This window comes from Pseudodesulfovibrio nedwellii (assembly GCF_027923765.1).
Taxonomy (GTDB): domain Bacteria; phylum Desulfobacterota; class Desulfovibrionia; order Desulfovibrionales; family Desulfovibrionaceae; genus Pseudodesulfovibrio; species Pseudodesulfovibrio nedwellii.
Window position 1 is genome coordinate 3,144,716 of sequence record NZ_AP026709.1, and the last position, 19,959, is coordinate 3,164,674.

Annotated in this window: 14 protein-coding genes; 7 read left to right on the plus strand and 7 right to left on the minus strand. The window is 47.4% G+C overall.

Translation table 11 applies throughout. The features are described 5' to 3' along the window. Positions 1–51 precede the first annotated feature (51 nt). Both SYK_RS14700 and SYK_RS14705 read right to left on the minus strand, forming a co-directional pair. Entirely contained in the window at positions 52–855 is an 804-nt protein-coding gene (locus SYK_RS14700) for an MlaA family lipoprotein (protein WP_281761023.1), read from the minus strand. Then, positions 852–2,120, minus strand: a complete 1,269-nt coding sequence (locus SYK_RS14705) for an alpha/beta hydrolase (protein ID WP_281761024.1) — start codon at positions 2,118–2,120, stop codon at positions 852–854. The genes SYK_RS14700 and SYK_RS14705 overlap by 4 nt, the downstream gene beginning before the upstream one ends. A 221-nt stretch (positions 2,121–2,341) precedes the next feature. On the opposite strand from SYK_RS14705, the gene SYK_RS14710 reads away from it, so the two are divergent. The 4 genes from SYK_RS14710 (at position 2,342) to SYK_RS14725 (ending at position 7,531) form a co-directional block, all read left to right on the plus strand. Then, positions 2,342–3,631 carry a DHH family phosphoesterase gene (locus SYK_RS14710; RefSeq protein ID WP_281761025.1) on the plus strand — a complete coding sequence of 430 codons (1,290 nt, stop codon included), beginning with the start codon at positions 2,342–2,344 and terminating at the stop codon, positions 3,629–3,631. 136 nt (positions 3,632–3,767) lie between these two features. Next, positions 3,768–4,106 (plus strand): zinc ribbon domain-containing protein YjdM, encoded by a 339-nt coding sequence (locus SYK_RS14715; RefSeq protein WP_281761026.1) that lies wholly within the window; start codon positions 3,768–3,770, stop codon positions 4,104–4,106. A 321-nt stretch (positions 4,107–4,427) separates the two neighbouring features. After that, a complete protein-coding gene (locus tag SYK_RS14720; RefSeq protein WP_281761027.1) occupies positions 4,428–4,913 on the plus strand; it encodes a bacteriohemerythrin in 486 nt (161 codons plus the stop codon). A 17-nt stretch (positions 4,914–4,930) separates the two neighbouring features. Continuing rightward, positions 4,931–7,531 (plus strand): PAS domain-containing sensor histidine kinase, encoded by a 2,601-nt coding sequence (locus SYK_RS14725; RefSeq protein ID WP_281761028.1) that lies wholly within the window; start codon positions 4,931–4,933, stop codon positions 7,529–7,531. Here SYK_RS14725 and SYK_RS14730 read toward each other — a convergent pair. From SYK_RS14730 to SYK_RS14750, 5 genes are read right to left on the minus strand one after another with little or no spacing between them, the layout of a single operon-like run. After that, entirely contained in the window at positions 7,528–8,535 is a 1,008-nt protein-coding gene (locus SYK_RS14730; RefSeq protein ID WP_281761029.1) for an HD domain-containing phosphohydrolase, read from the minus strand. The two genes, SYK_RS14725 and SYK_RS14730, sit on opposite strands and share 4 nt — an antisense overlap. Then, positions 8,536–9,684: an HD domain-containing phosphohydrolase gene (locus SYK_RS14735; RefSeq protein ID WP_281761030.1), complete on the minus strand. Its 1,149-nt coding sequence runs from the start codon at positions 9,682–9,684 to the stop codon at positions 8,536–8,538. Between the two features lie 9 nt (positions 9,685–9,693). Next, the gene (locus SYK_RS14740) at positions 9,694–10,947 is read right to left on the minus strand and encodes a response regulator (RefSeq protein ID WP_281761031.1); all 1,254 of its coding nucleotides are present in this window, start codon (positions 10,945–10,947) and stop codon (positions 9,694–9,696) included. Beyond that, positions 10,940–13,093, minus strand: a complete 2,154-nt coding sequence (locus SYK_RS14745) for an ATP-binding protein (RefSeq protein WP_281761032.1) — start codon at positions 13,091–13,093, stop codon at positions 10,940–10,942. The genes SYK_RS14740 and SYK_RS14745 overlap by 8 nt, the downstream gene beginning before the upstream one ends. 1 nt (position 13,094) lies before the next feature. Continuing rightward, complete coding sequence (locus SYK_RS14750; RefSeq protein WP_281761033.1) at positions 13,095–14,204, minus strand: ABC transporter substrate-binding protein; 1,110 nt, start codon at positions 14,202–14,204, stop codon at positions 13,095–13,097. 468 nt (positions 14,205–14,672) lie between these two features. Between SYK_RS14750 and SYK_RS14755 the strand changes: the two genes are divergently transcribed. The 3 genes from SYK_RS14755 (at position 14,673) to fdnG (ending at position 19,948) form a co-directional block, all read left to right on the plus strand. Then, entirely contained in the window at positions 14,673–16,337 is a 1,665-nt protein-coding gene (locus SYK_RS14755) for an FmdE family protein (protein WP_281761034.1), read from the plus strand. A gap of 3 nt (positions 16,338–16,340) precedes the next feature. Beyond that, the gene (locus SYK_RS14760; protein ID WP_281761035.1) at positions 16,341–16,760 is read left to right on the plus strand and encodes a winged helix-turn-helix domain-containing protein; all 420 of its coding nucleotides are present in this window, start codon (positions 16,341–16,343) and stop codon (positions 16,758–16,760) included. A gap of 146 nt (positions 16,761–16,906) precedes the next feature. Then, entirely contained in the window at positions 16,907–19,948 is a 3,042-nt protein-coding gene (fdnG, locus tag SYK_RS14765) for a formate dehydrogenase-N subunit alpha (RefSeq protein WP_281761036.1), read from the plus strand. The last annotated feature ends 11 nt before the right edge of the window (positions 19,949–19,959 follow it).

Genomic DNA, 19,959 nt, shown 5'->3' on the forward strand with positions numbered 1-19,959 from the left:
AAGCGTAAGAGCTTGTTTTTTTATATCTCATTATGTTGAATAATGGGGCTATCAGTGCTGGATATCCAGCTCGCGTTTCTTAGTGTAAATAAAACGGATCATTTCATATTCGAAGGGCGAGCCTGTTTCGTGGTAGCGGAAAGCCGTGTTTGATCGTCTGTTCAAAGCGCGAATAGCGAGTTCTGCATATCCGACGGTTTGGGGGTTGTTCACCCCGAGCAGTCTATACATATGTTTCATCTGTATCAGTACGAGCATGAAATCTCCGCCGAAACCGACTGTGTCACGCACGTTGGACGGGCCGAATATCGGCATGACGAAATATGGTCCGTCACCGAAGCCCCATACACCAAGTGTTTGCCCGAAATCTTCTTTTTGCAGCGCGTAATTCGGGTTCTCAGAGGCCAGGTCCATGATTCCGGCGATACCGAGTGTCGAGTTGATGAGGAATCGTGACGAGGTGATGGCGCTTTTTTCGATTTTACCTTGCAACATGCAGTTCACAAGCGTTGGCAATTCATTCACATTCTGTATGAAGTTGGAAACACCTGAACGGACGGGAGAAGGCAATACGGCTTCGTACCCGGAGGTGACAGGGAGCATGAAATGCTCATCGAACCCTGCGTTGAAATTGTAGAGATGGCGGTTCATGGGTTCCCATGGATCGTATACCTCCATGAATTTCAGATCGTGTTGACGGGCTTCCGGCCAATGGTTGGCAGTTGTTTGGAATTTCGAAACGGGAAGATCGAGAGCCGGTTCAATATGAGTTGTCGTGGCTGCGCCACATGCGCCGAGAAACGACAGCAAGGCGAATACGAGGATGCATTGAAGGACTGCTGTGGGTCGCATCATGACTTCACCATCTCAAGCATGGACTCGACAAACGGACCAAACATTATGTTGCCGCAATGTCCGCCACTATAAAATAATTTCGCGCGGTTGCCGAAGACATTTTTGATGAAAGAGAGATCTTGCTCATTAAGTATGACGTCGTCACGATTGCCGATAAGGACGATTTTGTCCGTTTCTTTGAGATAGGTACGGATGTCATACAGGCTGCATTTCTTGAGCATGTCGTAGCGATCCATCGTTGGATATAAATACTGCAAATAGGGCAGAAGAAATTCTGTCATGTACTCTTCAAAGCTGATGTCGAAGGCTTCTTCGGCATACGGCATGAGCGATGTGCCTGTTGCGAGAGGGTAGGCATTGGGGGGAACTATATATCCGGCCTGCAAGCAGACATCGGAAGAAAATATCATGGATGATGACGAGACCCGGAAGTCCACGGCGATCAGCGCACGCAAATCTTCGTCTTTCAGGTCTACATGCGTAATCATTTCATACATGAAATCGTCGTCGAGGTCAGTGACGTCCGCACGTTCATAGTAGTTGGAGAAAATATTGACGAGTCGTTCGATCTCTTCGTGTTCCGTCCTGTCTCCAAGATTTTCGGGGGTGAGCCATGAATCAAGTCGGCCAACGGAGTGATAGAGGCTGACGGGCGGGTTGATCATGAGTGCTTTTCGGAAATTGAAGTCGCCGAGTTCTGAATCCTTGTGGGTAAGAAAGGCTGCATGCATTGCGCCGAGACTGTACCCCGTGATGAAATAGTCGGTTACTTCCCTCTCCTCTTCAATCTCTTTCTTGATCCAGAGCATTACCCTGTAAAGATCGTCCACATCGTGAGGCACATAACCCGGTGCGGCGAATTCAGAAATACTGACAATGAAATTCATATGCGTTGGCGAAGAAAGGGCCACGACATGGTACCCGGCCTGATAAAAGGCTTGAGTCAGAAATTTCATTTTCGAGGAATTGTGCTCGGCGCCTGTGCCCGCGATGATGAAAATAAGCGGAGCCTCGTCGTCTTGCAAAGCGGTACTGTAGTACATCTCATCGCTGTAGGAGAAGACGCTCGGCACTTGTCTATTCTTGATACGGAGCGAACGCAGTTTTGGTTTAACGGGGTCTTTTATTGCGTGGATAAGTTCCGGCGGAGTACCATACACGGTGGCCTGAAAGGGGTCGTCATAAGGGTACGCAACGCCGTCCGCAGCCAGAAGGTTTGCGGGAAATGTTAAGAGAGCAATAAACAGAAGTACAATTGTGCGCATAGAGGTATAAAATTAAAGTTATCAATAAAAGCCAGTTATTCATCATAGCGATATATTGATTATAATTTTTAAGCAAATGATGAGTATGTTTGTGCTGTGGTTTTTTCTGCGGTTTTGGATTTCCTTACTCTGGGGTGGATTGCAGTGTCCGGCAACTGTGCTACATGGTGGGGGCGAAATACAATAACGTCCATGATGCGTACCTCTGGAGAGTCAACACGATGCAATTTGTCACCACACATACTCGGACTGATTTTGATGCTTTGGCTTCAGTTGTGGCCTGTACATTTCTTTATCCGGGCGCCGTTGGAGTGCTCCCCAGTATGGTCAATCCAGAAGTGAAGCAGTTCTTGGCAATTCATCAAAATATTTTGAGAATTGTCCCCAGAAAAGGGTTTGATCTTGATGAAGTGACTTCTCTTATTGTGGTCGATGCAAACAACTGGAAGCGTTTGGACAAAATGGATTCTCTTGCTGAAAGAGAGGATCTTGAAGTCATTTGTTGGGATCATCACATGGAAGGCGTGACCATTGACAGCAGTGAAACCCATCGTGAAGAAGTCGGCGCAGCAGTGACCCTGCTTCTGGAAAAGATGCAAGAACGCGACACTCCGATGTCCCCCATGCATGCAACACTTTTTCTTCTCGGTATTTACTCCGATACAGGGTGCCTTCGCTATCCTTGTGTAACGGGCAGGGATGCGGCCATGGTGAGTTATCTCATCGAAAATGGTGCCGACCTCAACGTGGTATCAGCCTACTTGGATGACGCTATGGACGATGCTCACACCGAACTTTTTGGGAGAATTCTCGAAGAGTCGGAAATCATCAATGTTGGTACCGTGAGCGTGGGTATTTGTGCTTTGACAATTAATAATGGTATGACATCTCTCTCCTCGCTTGTTAATAAGTTCAGAGAATTCAGAGGGGTAGATGCCGCCTTTGGCATATTCCAGTCAGACTCGCAAAAGTGCATGATTATTGGACGGGGTAAGCCTCAGTTCATCGACATCGGACAAGTAATGCGGACATTGGGAGGAGGCGGCCATCCGGGTGCCGGTTCTGCAATCATCAAAGATGCCAGTCCGGCAGAAGCTGCCATGCAGGTTCAATCTCTTATAGATCGTGCTTGTAATAATGCAACCGAGGTCCGTGCGGTTATGTCCGATCCAGCCAAATTTATCGTGGAAGCCGACGCAACCATGGCTCAGGCTTCCGAAAAGCTTTCTGTTAAAAAGATTTCAGGGCTTATGATTTGCGAAAAGACGACTCTGATTGGCGGGTTGTCGGTGGTGGATTGCGCAAAAGCGGAAAAAAGCGGTCGGGCCGATGTGCCGGTCAAGGGATACGCCAGACGCAATATTTCGAAACTTGCCCCAAGTACTTGCTGTCGAGAGGCCGTGCTTCTTATGACCAAGGCAAAGGAAGGATTACTCGCTGTGGTTGACGGGGACGAGTTAGTCGGAGTTGTCACGCAAACAGATTTACTTTTGCAGGTATACGATTTCTAAGTGATATAGCGTAATAAATTTGGTGGATCTATATACGCCAAGGCTGTCAGCCGTTTTTTAGGATTTGATGAGCATCCCCTTTTAATGTATTGCGCCCCTTTAAGAAAAATGGATAACAACAACCAGTTGGGAAATTATGGAAAATATACCGAATTGTCCGAAGTGTCAGTGTGAGTATGTGTATTTCGACGGCAGCATTCTTGTTTGCCCGGAATGCAGTTTTGAGTTTCAAGCTGAAGACGTTGCAGAAAAAGTCTACAAAGATGCCAATGGCAATGTTCTGGTCGATGGGGACACTGTTGTCGTTATTCAGACTTTAAAGATTAAAGGCGCATCCTCTGATATTAAGAAGGGGACAAAGGTTAAGAATATCAGATTAGTAGAGCCAGATGATGGCGTTCATGATATTTCCTGTAAAATCCCGGGATTCGGCTCAATGATGCTCAAGACATCAGTCGTTAAAAAAAGTTCATGACTCTGAGGCGGTGAATAGAGCCGCTGGAAGACTGACGGAATTAGGCAGTTTATCGCTATTGAAAAAGCCCTTACATAATGTGTAAGGGCTTTTTCAATAGCCTTCTTTACAGGGCTTCTGGGATACAGCCATCTTATTGATTTTTTTTCTGGGGTGGATATGTGTTTTCGTTTTCTTTACACAACCACTTGGGGTTTGTGTCTTTAAGTGATCTTGATCAGTTAAGGAACAGAAGGCTCCATCGAAAAAATTGTCTTTTTGAGTCGTTTTACGTATTGTATAAATAGTGGAAAAAATTTCAAGCAGGGCATGGGAAATCAAGTGAATAAACTGGAATGGAGTCCTGAATTGAGTGTGGGGCAGAAGGATGTTGATGAACAACACAAAGAGCTTATCAGAATCGCGAATGGCCTGATTAATGCCGTGTCTATTGGGCGTGGAAAACGAACGATTCAGAATGTCGTGCAGAAGCTGCGGGAGTATACTGTTTTTCATTTCTCGAACGAAGAAGGAATGATGGAACAGATGCGGTTTCCTGAACGCGGGCAGCATGCGGCCGAACATTTGCGACTGAAACTTTTGGTGAAAAATTATCAGCGAAAATTGTATAAAAATGAAAATGTGAATGCTGAAGAAGTTCTCGATTTCATGAAAGACTGGTTGCTAGGTCATATCCTTACTTTTGATCGAGGTTTTGCAACGTATATTGTCGCTTTCAATGAAGCAGAGAAAGCCAAGGAATTTGATGCGCCAGAAGTTGTTGATGACGTGGACGGAAGTTCTTCCGATTTGTCTGAAGATGAATAACCAAGTGTGAGGGCTGGATGTTGAGAAGAAAAAAACGGTTCCTGCTGCTTGCCGCTTTGATGGTGTTGCTTGTGGGAGTGGTTTCCGTTTTTAGTTCTTATTCTCTTTATATGACTTCATTGCGAGAGCAGCGAATTCGACTTTATGAGCAGGTGACCAGCCAAGCCAGTCTAGCTACAGAATTGGGGTGGGTTGCACTCCGTCTTCAAGCAGAAGGAGGCGGGGCGACAGCAAGAGATGTCTTGTTGGAACATTTAAGCCGTGCCCACAAGAATGTTAAGGTCGAAAGTAGTTCTGGGGAATTCACGCTCGGCAAAAGAACAAAAGACCATCTCGAATTTCTTGTTGTGAACGGCCAGATTGTGGAAGAGGGCGCTTCTATAAAACAGCTTCCGATGCGTACTGCGTATGCTGAACCAATGAAAAGGGCTCTTGAAGGAGAGTCGGGTACGATTATCGGTTTGGACTATTCGGGTGTGGAAGTCTTGGCTGCATATACACCTCTCTCATTGCAATTTGGCATTATCGGTATGGTTATCAAAATTGATATCGAGGAAATTCGGGCTCCATTTATACGGGCTAACTTCATCGTTTTTGGAGTCGGCCTTGCTTTAACGATTGTTTTTCTTTTTATCTTTTTTAGATTGAGTGAACCTCTCATCAAGGAAATCGAGCAAAGCGAGAAGTCCTATCGAGATGTGGTTGAGGGTGCTCGCAATCTTATCCTCAGAGTCCGGGAAGACGGAATCGTCACTTTTGCCAACAATTATGCGAATGTGATGTTTCTTCAAGGCCAGGAGAGTCTCGTCGATCAAGATTTTTTACAATATATAGTTAAAGATGTTTCTGTGAGGGGGCAGGATGTTTTGATGGGGATGGTGAAGAGTCAAAAATTTCAATATGAAACGGAAGTTCGTCTTTCTGATGGAACTCAGAAATGGATATCCTGGGGGGCTCGTATTATTTCCGAAGCGGGGCAACCTGTCGAGTTTCTCTGCATAGGCAACGATAGTACCTCCGAACATCTCGCCAATGATGCCCGGAGAGAAGTGGAAGAGCGTTTCAGGGGGATTGCCAAAGCGTCGCCTGTCGGAATTGTTATTACAAACATGGAAGGGCATTTGCTCTATGCCAATGAACAAATGCATCGGTTGACGGGGGCGAGTTCTGTTGAATTGGCTGGACGGGGATGGATACAACGTATTCATCCTGATGAGCGTATCTCTATTCTTGATAGTTGGTTTTCTTCGTCGCGGGTGAGCAAACGGCGAAGAGAATTGAGGATGCTTTCAAACAAGAGGGATATATTTTGGGTTCTCGGTCAAATTGTCGAATTGAAAAATTCTAATAATGATATCGTCGGCAATGTTCTTACCTTTACTGACATAACGCAGATCAAAGAGGCCGAGCTTGCCAAAAGTCGTTTGTCCGCAGCGATTGAACAGGCCGGCGAAATGGTCATCATCACTGATTTAAGAGCGAATATAACGTATGTAAATCCAGCTTTTGAAGAAATGACAGGGTACAAACGTGAAGAGGTCGTCGGTAAAAATCCTCGAATTTTGAACAGTGGAGAACAGGACGCCGCCTTTTATGAAGATTTATGGGAAACTGTGACAAGTGGGAATGTTTGGAGTGGGCGCTCTTTGAATCTTAAGAAGAATGGGCAAAGGTATACGCAGGAGTTTAGCATTGGGCCTATTCGGGATGACCAGGGCAGTATTATCGGTTACGTCGGTGTTGCCAGGGATATTTCTGATCAACTTATTATAGAAGCGCAGTTGAGACAGTCGCAAAAACTGGAATCCATCGGTGAACTTGCTGCCGGAATAGCGCATGAAATCAATACGCCAACACAGTATGTTTCCAGTAATATACAATTTCTCAAGGATTCATTCGTCACATATGAAAAAATGCTCGATCATTGTCGAAAGCTTATCGAAAAAGTCTTGACGATGGAGGACGGGGCTTCGTGTGCGCTTCTTCATGATTTTGCGGAGAATCTTCTTGATGAAAAAGAACTGCAATATCTCAAAGAAGATATCCCTCAAGCGCTCAGCGAATCGGAATCAGGGCTCAAGCGGGTTGCGGAAATTGTTCGGTCTGTGAAGCAGTTGGCGCATCCGGGAGAGATGAATAAAAGTTATCATCGTTTAAATGAGATCGCCAAGGATGCGGTGACGGTTTCCGCCAATGAATGGAAGTATGTAGCTGAGATCAGTGCCGAATATGACGAGGATCTTCCTGCTGTTTATTGTCTCAAAGGAGAAGTGGGACAGGTCGTCCTCAATCTTATTATTAATGGCGCACATGCCATCGAGAAAAAGAAGGAAACCAGTGAGGAACAGGGCGTAATCTCCATAAAAACCTATCAATCTGGAAATATGGCTGTTTTGGAAGTCTCAGATACGGGAATTGGCATTCCTCAGGATGTCATTGATAAGATCTTTGATCCGTTTTTTACCACGAAGGAAGTTGGTAAAGGAACGGGGCAGGGGTTGGCTATCGCGCATAATGTCGTGGTTAATATGCATGGCGGCAATATCGATGTGCTGACGGAGCCGGGTGAGGGTACTACCTTTGTTGTCCGTTTGCCGTTTGGCCCAGAAGAAAACTAACTGTCCAGAACCCAGTCGTTTTCAAGCATGTCGACAGCAATTGTAACCACTTCTGGTGCGAATTCTACACCGCTGTTTTTTTTGAGAAAATCGATTGCCTTTTGACGGCCAAGGCTTTGCCGATATGGCCTGTGTGTCGTGATTGCATCAACGACATCGGCTACAGACAGAATCATTGATTCCAGCAACATTTGATCACCGAGCAGCCCATTCGGATACCCCGATCCATCAATGCGTTCGTGATGTTCGAGTATGATCCTCGATATGGGCCAATCCGTATCGAGTGTTTCAAAAATTTCCGCTCCAACCAGAGGATGTGCCTTTATCAAGGCGAATTCTGCATCATTGAGCTCTCCCGGTTTGTTTAGTATCCCGGCTGGGACGGCAATTTTGCCAATGTCGTGGACGAGGGAGGCAAGCCTGATAGCTTCGACTCGATCCCTTTCAAGCTCCAGGCGTTTGGCAATATTCGTTGCAATTTTGGCGACTCTGTCCATGTGCCCGGCTGTATATGGGTCCCTGAATTCAACCAGTCGAGTGAAAGCCCGTAAGGTCCCTTCAAGGCCTTTTTGGAGACGTTTGACCACAGCATATTCCTGGGTCGTTTTTGTCATATGGAATTGCTTGGCCCCTTCGGAAATGGCGGCAATGAGATCGTCTTTGCCACAAGGTTTGGTCATGAATCGAAATATGTCACCACGGTTGACTGCATTGATGGCGAGTTCAAGGTTAGCATATCCCGTCAGGACTATCCTGATGGTATCCGGGTATTTTTCTCGCACGATTGAAAGGAGCTCGACACCTGTCATGGACGGCATTTTGATGTCGGAAACGATAACCGCGAATGGACCTTCGTTTTCAAGGATTTCCAGAGCGGCCTTTCCCCCCGAGGCCGTGTGAATTTGAAAGTGTGTTCTGAGCGACCGACGATGGCTTTGCAGGATGTTCTCTTCATCATCAACCAACAATATTTTCATATGACTGTAATCTTTTTCTGTCTGCATTTATGCTCCAAGCTCTGGGACAAGGACTGTAATGGTTGTATTGATGCCTACTTCCTTTGCAAACATGTGTATTCGATCAATTTTCCCTTTGTCGAGTTCTAGGCTCTTTCGTAACAGCATGGCGCCTTGAGTTGAAATGATATCCTCGTGCAGGATCATACCGGGGCGTAATTCGTTGAAAGGCACTGTTTGAATTTCATATCGCGCTTCCACGCCGAGCATGCTTTCCAGATAATAAAGGAGTTCCGGGTCATAGACATCGACATTTTTTTCAAGCTGAAGAAAGGCTTTTTGCGAGTTCTCTGCACTTTGCAAGGCGAGGTCGTAATCAAGCGAAAGTCGGAGTATGCGTCCTCCAAGCGGAATATCTTCACCTTTCACAGGATCACGCGGCGTTCCTGATCCGTCAAATCCCTTAAGCTGGTACGCAATCATATCACCAATAGATTTGAGCCTTGGCAGTTTGGTGATCAGATTTTGGGCGATGACCGGGTGCATTTCAAACAGCTGCACCTGTTCTGGCGAGAGTTCTTTACCCTCACAGAGGGCTTCGATGGTCCCCGGAGGCAGAATGAGCGTGCCGAGTTGAGACAACATGGTTGCGATGTCATATCGCCAATTATCCTTAACACCCTTTTGTTTCGTCAAATAACGGACATACCGTCTGACTCGGTTGATACGTTCTCCGGCTTCTGGGTTAACCAGTGCTGTTATTTCGCTCAGCAATTCGACGCTGCCTTTGAGCGTTCGTTCAAGCAGCACTTTTTTTGCTGTGACCAGTTCATATTGTTTTACAGCATCTTTGACGTTGTTAACGAATGTATCGTTGTCACAGGGTTTTGTTAGAAACCTGAACACATTGCCGTCATTGACAGCTCTGATGGCGTTTTCTAAATCCGCATATCCCGTCAACATGAGGCGGGTTGTGTCTGGACTTTCTTTTTTGAATTCATTTAGGAATTCAATGCCGTTCATTTTGGGCATTCTGAAGTCGGAAACAACGGCTGCAAACGGTTTCTTCTTGTTGATATTAAGGAGGGCCATGGTCGGGTCGGTTTCCACCTCAATTTCATAGAGATCGCGCAGTTGGCGACGTAAGGCAGACAGGACGTTTGGCTCGTCATCCACGAGAAGGATTCGTACTGGCATTCTTGACTCCTATGCGATCAGTTCGTTGAGAATTTCAGGAGAAAAAGCGATGAGAGGAGGTTCACCTGGCCAATTGTCGTTGATGTGGGGCACCCATAAGGCCAATTTGTTTTGATCCAGAATTATAGGGGCAAGTTCTTTTTCAAATTTAATGCGTTCATACTGGTCGTTGAAGACGACGAAGTTGTGGTCAATGGTGTTTGCAATTGAGAGATACATGGCGACACTGTTGTCGACTTTGTTGAAGCCGTGATGATGCCCGATGGCATGCACCACGTTGCTGGACATACCCCAGAGTCCCATTAGGTACGCCCCTACTTCGGCGTGGGTTGTTCCGAAGATTTCTTTTTCTGCTGAGTAGATAGACAGGCCGTCGGGGACTGAAACGCGTGCAAGAACTTCTGAATATTTTTCAGGGAAAGAGTTGACCATAACCAATTTGCCAACGTCGTGGAGGAGACCTGCCATACGGCATTGAATGATGATGTTTTGGGGGGCCTCTTCATAGCCGGCAATGAGCCGAGCGATATTGGAGACTCTGAAGCTGTGCTCCCAAAGCAGGGAGAGCGAAAAGGCTGGGAGTGTCTTCTTTTCATACATGGTGAACAAGTGTGTCGAGAGAATGAGTGCTCGTATGGTGTCGAGCCCCAGCATGGTGATGGCTTTCTCGACTGAGTCAACTTGAGTGGGTAGCCCGAAGTATGGAGAGTTGATCAGTTTGATAATCTTGGTCACAAGTCCGACATCCTGCGTGATGTGCCCGGCGATGATGTCTATGGACGGTTCTTTTTTTCGTAGCTCAGCTTCGGTATTTTGGAAAACTTCAGGGATTACCGGCAAGGCGTCGACTTCAGTAACCAGTTGTAACATGCGTTCATCGGTCAATACTGCTTGAGAATGGAGTGCCCCTTCTATTCTGTTGATCAGGTAATCTGCTTCACAGGGTTTTGAAATATATTGGTGTACGGCTCTGATGCTTTGCATCACTTCATTCATATCGACTTGTCCTGAGAGCGCTATCCTGATCGTTTTTGGCGATAGATCCTTTACTCGATTCAGTAACTCTCCTCCATCGATTCCAGGCATGCGAATGTCCGAAACGATTATGTCGAATGTCTGCTGGTTCATGAGCGAGAGAGCGTCGGCGCCGTTCTCTACAAAGTGCATATCCCATTCTTTGTGTTTGTTTCTGAGCATGCGTTTGAGCGCGGCGAGAACATTGGGTTCATCGTCCACGAAGAGTATGCGAATCCGGTCATCCATCGGAGTCTCCTTGTGCTTTTATCGGTAATCGAAGGGTGAATTTGGTACCTATGCCCTCGTCGCTGTCGACGGTAATTGTTCCGTCGTGTCCTTCTTTGATGATGGAATAACTGATAGCCAATCCTTGTCCTGTTCCCGTGCCCACCTCTTTGGTGGTGAAAAATGGATCAAAGATTCGATCAAGAAGAGGAGCGGGTATTCCCGTTCCAGTGTCCTTGACGGCTATGATGACATCATCGTTTTCTTGTAAAGTCGTCAGTGTTATCGTGCCTTTTCCTTTAGTCCCCTTGAGTTTTGTAGAGACAGCGTGTGCCGCATTGACAATGAGATTGAGAAATACCTGGTTGATGTCATTAATTCTGCATTCAACCATAGGCAGAGTTTCATCAAGATCATAGACCAGTTCTGCATGATATTTCCACTCGTTTCGGCACACTATGCTGGTTTTTTTGAGAGATTCGTTGATATCAGCCATCATTTTTTTACGGTTGCCTGGGTGGGCAAAGCGTTTCATGGCTTGGACGATGTCTGTGATGTTTTGGATTCCTTCAAGAGATTGAGACAAGGCTTGAGGGACTTCTTCAAGGAGATAGTCCATGTCGGTGTTTTCCCCGTGTCTTTTGAGCTGTTCGACTATTTCAGCGTGTGCCAAGTCTCCTTCTTTCAGGCTGAATCGTTGAAATATATCGTAAAAGTGTCTTAAAGAGTTCATTGCAGTATTGATGAACCTGAGGTTTTCAGAAATGTATTGTGAAGGCGTATTGATTTCATGTGCGATACCCGCAGCCAAGTTGCCGACACTCTCAAGTTTTTGCGCCTGTACAAGTTGTCGTTCGACGGTTTTTCTCCGAGTGATGTCGAATATTATGGCAATATAATGAGGTCGGTCATTTATTTGGGCGTTGAGTACGGTCTTCATTATGGGGATGATCGTGTGGTTTCTCTTTTGTAGCGTGAATTCGGTGTGCAATGTCTTTTTGTCACCTGCAGGGCACTCATGCTCCTGTTTGCTTTTTTCGCAATGGCAGATGTATTTATAACATTTTTCGCCGACTATTTCTTCTGCGGGGATTCCGAGAAGTTCATTGCTCATGGAATTTGCCCATGTGATCGTGTGTGTTTTTTTATCGACGAATATGACAAGGGCTTCGATGCCGGTGAGAATGCTCTGAAGAAGTTTTTCATTTTTTACGAGAGCTGAGGCGTTCGCTTCTCGGATGGTGATGTTTCTAACAAGAATGAAGAACACAGCAGCGATCAAAATTAAGGCAAAGGCTCCTACACCAATCCATATGCGTAGTTGTAAGACTGGTTGGAAAAGAGTGTTGTAATCAAGGTAAAGGAGCAGAACCTTGTCGAATTTTTCTGAGGACAAATGAGAATGAGGCAGGGCGATGATTAATTCCTTGATCCCGTTGGCATTTGTTCGAACGAACGTCCGTTCTCCTCGTAATATCTTTTCCAATAACAGACGGTCCGGGAACTGCATAAATGGAGTGTGCAATGCCGTTGAATAAAGCATTGTTCCATTTTGGGTGAGGAGGTCGATTTGTCGAGCGTTCATGTTTTTGAGGTTCATGCCACCTCCCCTGACAAGGGATGCTACAGAACATACGGCCTGTATGACACCGACAACATCTTTGTGCGCGTTGCGAATTTTGATGGCAAGGCTCAGTTTTTGTTGCCCGTTGATATTTTGCATAAGGGTGAGGCCGGTTTCTTCATCAATCTTTTCTTGCAACTTGATTTTCTGAGATATGCCGTCGGTCGTTTCATCTGTGGAAACAATGACATTTCCCATGTTGTCGAAGATCGTAACTTTTTCGTAGAGGCGGTATCCGTATTCCGTTTCGAAAAATTGGATGAAACGACGCGTGAGAAGACTTTTGGTGAAGATCTCTTTCAATGGTTGAGAATACATGGGCGTATCCTTTATCGTAGAGATCAAAAAGAGCTTCAGGTCTTCTTCAATGAACGTGAAGTTGTTATGAATGTTGTTTGATATGAAATTTGCCACCAGCATCCCGTCATGCTCGACACGGTCTTTGAGAGTTTTATGGCTTTGCTGGTAAACCATGGCAGTTAGGCTGAACAGCATGAGGACAAAAACGACAATTCCTGTGATAAATCGGGTGGACAGGTACATACTAACGCCTTTGGTATTTCAGCTTTTGATTTTTTATTTTTGCTGGGATGAGCTGGTACGTCATATGATGCGACCCTTGGGCATTGACCACATCACCGAAGAGTCCAGGGAAAACAAATCCCGCTTCAAAGGTGTTCTTGATGGCGTCAGGAGACGCTCCATTTTTGCCGATAATCTGTGTGAGCAATGTGATAATATCGTAGCCGATGGCAGAGTATTGGCTCAGAGGGAGTCCGTATGTTTCTTCAAATCTTGTTCCAACATTTCCGAGGTAGGGAGAGGCTGGGTTATAGACGAGTGGCGCTGCAACATAGATCCCGTCAAAAATGGGATTTTTGAGATAGTGAGAGCTTGAAATACTGTTTGGACCGATAAGGGGCATATTGGGGTACTCTTCACGTATGGCCTTGGCCAACGGTTCAATATCACTTGGGAAGCACGTGAAACTGATGGCGTCGCAGTCGACAAAGGCTTTAAGCCGTTCGTGTAATGAAGGATTTATTTTGTTGTAGACAATCTTTTGTGTTGTCACTTCTTTTGTGGTCAGCAGCCTTGAGAGTTCGTTTGAAACAGAGTTTCCATATGCATTGTCGATGTTGATTAGTCCGAGTTTTCGGACCCTGAGTTTATCGACCAGAGGTAAAATGGCCCGGCCTTCATCCGAAGATTGAGGCCAATATCTGAATGAGTACGGTGCATTGTCCGTGATGCCTTCGCCTGTTGCCATGGTTGCTAATTGAATGGTTTTTAATTCTGTGGCGAGAGGAACAAGGGCTGCGGTTATATGAGTGTATATGGTGATGACAGCAGCGGGAGATTGCGCAGCGATTTCTCGAAATTGTTTTTTGGCCAGTTCCGGGTCCCCTTGGCAATCTTTATGTATCAATTCAATTTTTGTACCGAGGATACCCCCTTCTTCATTGATTTCTTTAATTGCCATCTGCATGCCGTTGAGCATTTCTACTTCTACTGAAAGCCGTTCGCCATTTTGATCTGTCAGGATCAAAATGGTACCAATTCGGAGAGATTCGGGTTGCGAACATCCTGTGATATTCAGGCCGAAGAATGCGGCCAGTAGTATTGTACATATAAATATCATGGACCGATTCATTCTGTTTCTCCTGTCTGACGTTCTTGTCAGAATGGCACAGGAGAGTCGGTTCGCAATTATTATTTCACTATAAACAACGGGCAATTCTATTTTGTGTTTGAAGAACCGTTGTGGCTGTCGTTTTCTTTGGGAAAATATTTTTTTCTTTTGCAAAACCGCAGTGGCCTGAATAAAAATATGAAGGCTTTTTCGGACTTAGCAACGGTTTGGCACCATTATTTTTCTTTTGTGTCCTTTTTCTCTCTGGGTGAATAATGCACTGATATTATGAGATTATTTTATTTGACCGCAAAAGTATGATGTTAATAGGCGGGGGGTTTGCTGCTCTCTATAGCCCACAAATATAAAGTTTTTTTGTGCTTTTTTGTGCCATACCTTGAGTAAGTCCGTGCGTGTTGTGTCTACTCTCATATTACCTCTAGGGGGTAATTGTGCCCATGTGGGCATAATAACATCTGTGGGAGAATGATGCATACTCAAATGACTGAGACAACGCCCCCAGCACTGTCTGCCGGACAGGCTTTTACCTTTGACGGGTTTGTGGAACTCGCAACTTGGTTTCATAATTATCCTGCCCCTGGGTTATTACTGGGCGGGTATATGGTTGAAGAGGCCAAGCGACATATCCCTGAAGGTGTGTTGTTTGATGCCATTTCCGAAACTTCCTGGTGTTTGCCGGATGCCGTGCAGTTGTTGACACCCTGTACCATCGGCAACGGCTGGCTGCGGGTTCGGAATACCGGCGTGTATGCAGTTTCATTATTTGATAAGTTCACTGGCGAAGGCGTTAGGGTACGACTTGACCCGAGTAAGCTGACATGTTTCCCACACACCTTGTGCTGGTTGATGAAAACCAAGCCCAAGCAGGACCAGAATTCCAAGGAATTGCGGCGGGAAATTCGTGATCATGGTCTAGAGATGTTGTCGGTCGAAAACGTGTTGATCAAGCCGGACGTTGTTGCCAAACGGAGCAAGGGTACCATTGTCCTTTGTCCGATTTGTGGTGATGCCTATCCTGAATTTCATGGTGCGATTTGTCGTTCCTGCTCCGGGGATTCTCCGTATGTTGGTGACAGAAGTCTGCCGGTTGCCACTGACATCGAAACAGCCATTCCTTCAACTCCGCTTGAAGAAAGCGTTGGCAAGACTATCGCGCACGATATGACGCGCATTGTCCCCGGCGAATCCAAGGGTGTTGAATTTTCCCGTGGCCATGTGGTCACTGCTGGGGATGTCTGCCGGTTGCAGCAGATGGGGCGTTTTAATTTGTATGTGGATCAGGAGGCGCCGACAGGTTTTATTCATGAAGATGATGCGGCCAGGGCCTTTGCAAAGGCAATGTGCGGCGATGGTGTCGTGGCCGAAGGTGATCCCCGTGAAGGGCGGGTGAACCTGCTGGCTAAACGGGACGGAATGCTCGTGGTGAACGAACCCTTGCTGACAGCTTTCAATTCGTTGGGCAGTGTTATGGCCGCCAGTCGTCACGGTTACAGTTTGGTCCGCAAGGGCAGAAGGGCTGCCGCCACCAGAGCTATCCCTCTTTTTCTCGAACAATCGATTTTTGGGCGGGCACTCGCCATCCTTAATGATGCTCCGCTGTTTTCTGTTGCCCCGTTGAAGAAAACCAAGGTCGGTTTACTCGTTACCGGTAACGAAATTTTCAAGGGATTGATCAAAGATCGGTTCGCCGAGGTCCTGGAAGCCAAGGTCGTCAATCTTGGTGGTTCTATTATCGAGACATTGATTCGGCCTGATGACGCCAGTGAAATAGCTGGCGCGGTCCGTGGTTTGGAAAGGCTCGGATGTGATTTGATTATCACCACCGCCGGTCTGTCCGTGGACCCGGATGATGTTACACGACAGGGACTGATTGCTGCCGGATTGACAGACATGGTGCACGGAATGCCGGTTTTGCCTGGTGCCATGACCTTGGTCGGGAGTATCGGCAATGCCCGTGTGCTTGGCGTTCCGGCCTGCGCCCTTTTCCACAAGACAACCAGTCTGGACATATTGTTGCCCAGGCTTATGGCTGATTTGCCCATCGCTCGTGCTGATTTCGCGAAGTTGGGCAACGGAGGAATGTGTATGGAGTGTACCGCCTGCACGTTCCCCAAATGTCCTTTTGGGAGGTAAGCTATGCTGAAATCCGAAATGATCGAATCCGCCAGTGCCGCTACAGGCGTTGGTCCAACTATCGCTCCCACGCTCGGTCCCATCATGCGGATGCATTTGTGGGTCGAAACTAAAGAAGGTGTTTTGTTCGGCCTTGGACGTTTGCAATTGCTTCGTCAGGTCGAACGTTGCGGGTCCCTCAAAGCCGCCGCCGAATCTTTGGGAATGTCCTATCGTGGAGCTTGGGGAAAGATCAAAACCACCGAAGAATTGATCGGTCGAAAACTTATTGAAAGGGCCACGAGCAGACGGGCCGGATACCACCTTACGCAGTTCGGATGTGGTATCGCGAAGGAGTTCGATAAATGGTACCAGGATGTCGAATCTTATGCCCTCTCCAAGGGGCAGGAATGTTTTCCTTTTTCTCTTGAAAAGTATGAGTGAAAAATGTCCTGCGTCTTTTAATATGTTAAATATAACATATTGATTTAATTGAATTTTGTGCTACGGTAATTGCACTTGAACATCCCGTTTGAGAACAACACTGCCGAGCGCAACGGAGCGCGGCAATTATCAAGGAGGCCATAGGTATGAAACTCGACCGCCGAAGCTTTATTAAGCTCGCAGGAACCAGCGCGGCGTGTCTCACCCTCGGGCAGCTCGGAGTGAGTCTCACTCCGGTCAAGGCCTACGCCGGAACGTTAAAAATTTCGGGTGCTAAAGAGGTTGTGACTGTTTGTCCGTTCTGTTCGGTGAGTTGTCACGTTATCGGGCATGTCAAGAATGGCAAGCTCGTCAACGCGGAAGGTGATCCGGATTATCCGATCAATGAAGGCGCACTCTGTGCCAAGGGCGCGGCCATGTTCAGCATGACCACCAGCCATCATCGTCTGCAAAAGCCCCTGTATCGCGCTCCTTATAGCGACAAATGGGAAGAGAAGAGCTGGGACTGGATGCTGGACCGCATTGCGCGCCGCATCAAGGACACTCGTGACAAGGATTTGATTTTAAAGAACAAGAAGGGTGACACCGTCAACCGACTTGAATCCATGTTCCTGCTGGGCACGTCCCATGCGGGTAACGAAGAATGTGCACTTGCCCATCAGGCAATGCGCGGCCTGGGTGTTGTCCACATGGACCACCAGGCAAGGATCTGACACAGCGCAACTGTTGCGGCTCTGGGAGAGTCGTTCGGACGCGGTGCGATGACCAACCACTGGATCGACATCAAGAATGCCGATTCAATCCTTATAATGGGCAGTAATGCTGCCGAACATCATCCGATCTCATTCAAATGGGTGTTACAAGCCAAGGACAAGGGCGCCACTGTTATGCATGTGGACCCGAAATTCTCGCGCACATCTGCCAGATCGGATTTCCATGTTCCCTTGCGGTCCGGTACGGACATCGCTTTCCTCGGGGGCATGATCAAGTACATTGTCGAGAACAAGAAATTCTTCCATGAATACATCACCGAATACACCAACGCGTCATTGATCGTTGGCAAGGATTTCGGTTTTGAGAACGGCTTATTCACCGGTTACGATGAAAAGACCCGTACGTATGACAAGTCCAAATGGGGCTTTGAGATGGATGCTAATGGTGTTCCCAAGCGCGACAAGAGCTTGAAGAATCCCCGTTGCGTATTCCAATTGCTCAAGAAGCATTACTCTCGTTATGACGTCAAGACGGTTTCCGAGACCACCGGTGTGTCGGCTGACGACCTGATGAAGGTTTATGAGAACTTTGCTGCGACCGGTCGCCCGGACAAGGCCGGTACCGTCATGTACGCTTTGGGTTGGACCCAGCATACTGTCGGCGTGCAGAACATTCGTTCCGCAGGTATCATCCAGCTTCTGCTCGGTAACATCGGCGTTGCTGGCGGCGGTATCAACGCTCTGCGCGGCGAACCCAATGTTCAGGGTTCCACTGACCACACCCTGCTGTATCACATCATTCCCGGTTATATGGCCATGCCGCACAACGGCTGGCAGACCTATGATGAATACATCAAGGGCAACACGCCTGTGTCCAATGATCCGCAGTCTGCCAACTGGTGGCAGCACAAGCCCAAGTACTTTGCCAGCCTGCTCAAGGCTTGGTACGGCGATAACGCCACCAAGGAAAACGGCTTCTGTTATGAGTATTTGCCCAAGATCGAGAAGGGTGAAGATTACTCGTACATGTATCTGTTTGATCGCATGTATCACAACAAGATTCGTGGCGGTATCATCATTGGTTTGAACCCCATGAACAGTGTGCCTAATACCAATAAGGTCAGAAAAGCACTGGACAATCTCGACTGGCTTGTGACTTCCGAGTTGCACCATTCCGAGACCACGGATAACTGGAAGCGTCCCGGCGTTGATCCTAAGAAGGTCAAGACCGAAGTCTTCCTGTTGCCTTCCGCTCACAGGTTGGAGAAAGACGGTTCTGTCACCAACTCGGGTCGTTGGTTGCTCTGGCATTACGCCGCAACCAAGCCCGCGTTTGAAGCCAAGCCTTTCGGGGACATGTTCTGTGGCATTATGAAACGTGTGCAGAAGCTTTACGGGAAAGAAGGCGGCAAGCTGCCTGAAGCCCTGACCAAGCTCGATTATCCTGAAAAGTATGATCCTGAAGAGCTGTGTGCACGCATCAATGGTCGTTTTACTCGCGATGTTGAGTTCAAGGGAACGAAGTACAAGAAGGGCCAACAGGTTCCGACTTTTACTGCTCTGGCCGACGATGGTTCCACCAGCAGTTTGAACTGGTTGTACGCTGGCAGTTACACTGAAAAAGATGGCAATAAGGCCAAACGTCGCAGCACTGAACAGACCGCTATGCAGAAGAACATTGGTCTGTTCCCCAAATGGGCATGGTGTTGGCCGGTTAATCGTCGCATCCTATACAACCGTGCTTCTGTCGATCTTAACGGCAAGCCTTACAACAAGGCCAAGGCTGTTATCGAATGGAAAGATGGCAAGTGGATCGGTGATGTGCCTGATGGCGGCTGGCCGCCGATGGCTACCGGCAAGGGCAAGAATCCGTTCATTATGTCCAAGCATGGTTTTGGTCAGATATTCGGTCCCGGCCGTATGGACGGTCCGTTCTCCGAACACTACGAACCGGTTGAAACACCTGTGAAGACGAATATGTTCTCCAAGCAGCTCAGCAGTCCGGTTTACAAGTTCGTTGACTCCGAGATGGATAAACTGGCTGCTCCGGCAGATCCCAAGTATCCCGTCGTGCTGACGACTTACAGCGTAACCGAACATTGGTGTGGTGGCGGTGAAACCCGTAACATTCCGAATCTGCTTGAAGCCGAGCCGCAGCTCTACGTTGAGATGAGCCCGGAACTGGCGCAGGAAAAGGGCATCAAGAATGGTGATGGTGTGATCGTCGAGTCCATTCGCGGTCGTGTCGAGGCTTTTGCCATGGTCACGATCCGCATGCGGCCTCTCAAGATTCATGGACGGACTATCCATGAAATCGGCATGCCGTTCTGCTTTGGCTGGACGACCCCGGGAACCGGTGATTCCACGAACAGGTTGACACCGTTTGTTGGTGATCCGAATACGACCATTCCCGAATTCAAAGCCTGCTGCGTAAACATTCGCAAGGCCAACAAGCTCACCGAGCTGGCAACCTAAAGGAGTACGCC

Bases quoted from the DNA above. Each gene is read 5' to 3' on its own strand.
- SYK_RS14700 (WP_281761023.1), bottom strand. From the start codon at position 855: ATGATGCGACCCACAGCAGTCCTTCAATGCATCCTCGTATTCGCCTTG.
- SYK_RS14705 (WP_281761024.1), bottom strand. From the start codon at position 2,120: ATGCGCACAATTGTACTTCTGTTTATTGCTCTCTTAACATTTCCCGCA.
- SYK_RS14710 (WP_281761025.1), top strand. From the start codon at position 2,342: ATGCAATTTGTCACCACACATACTCGGACTGATTTTGATGCTTTGGCT.
- SYK_RS14715 (WP_281761026.1), top strand. From the start codon at position 3,768: ATGGAAAATATACCGAATTGTCCGAAGTGTCAGTGTGAGTATGTGTAT.
- SYK_RS14725 (WP_281761028.1), top strand. From the start codon at position 4,931: ATGTTGAGAAGAAAAAAACGGTTCCTGCTGCTTGCCGCTTTGATGGTG.
- SYK_RS14730 (WP_281761029.1), bottom strand. From the start codon at position 8,535: ATGCAGACAGAAAAAGATTACAGTCATATGAAAATATTGTTGGTTGAT.
- SYK_RS14735 (WP_281761030.1), bottom strand. From the start codon at position 9,684: ATGCCAGTACGAATCCTTCTCGTGGATGACGAGCCAAACGTCCTGTCT.
- SYK_RS14740 (WP_281761031.1), bottom strand. From the start codon at position 10,947: ATGGATGACCGGATTCGCATACTCTTCGTGGACGATGAACCCAATGTT.
- SYK_RS14745 (WP_281761032.1), bottom strand. From the start codon at position 13,093: ATGTACCTGTCCACCCGATTTATCACAGGAATTGTCGTTTTTGTCCTC.
- SYK_RS14750 (WP_281761033.1), bottom strand. From the start codon at position 14,204: ATGAATCGGTCCATGATATTTATATGTACAATACTACTGGCCGCATTC.
- SYK_RS14755 (WP_281761034.1), top strand. From the start codon at position 14,673: ATGCATACTCAAATGACTGAGACAACGCCCCCAGCACTGTCTGCCGGA.
- SYK_RS14760 (WP_281761035.1), top strand. From the start codon at position 16,341: ATGCTGAAATCCGAAATGATCGAATCCGCCAGTGCCGCTACAGGCGTT.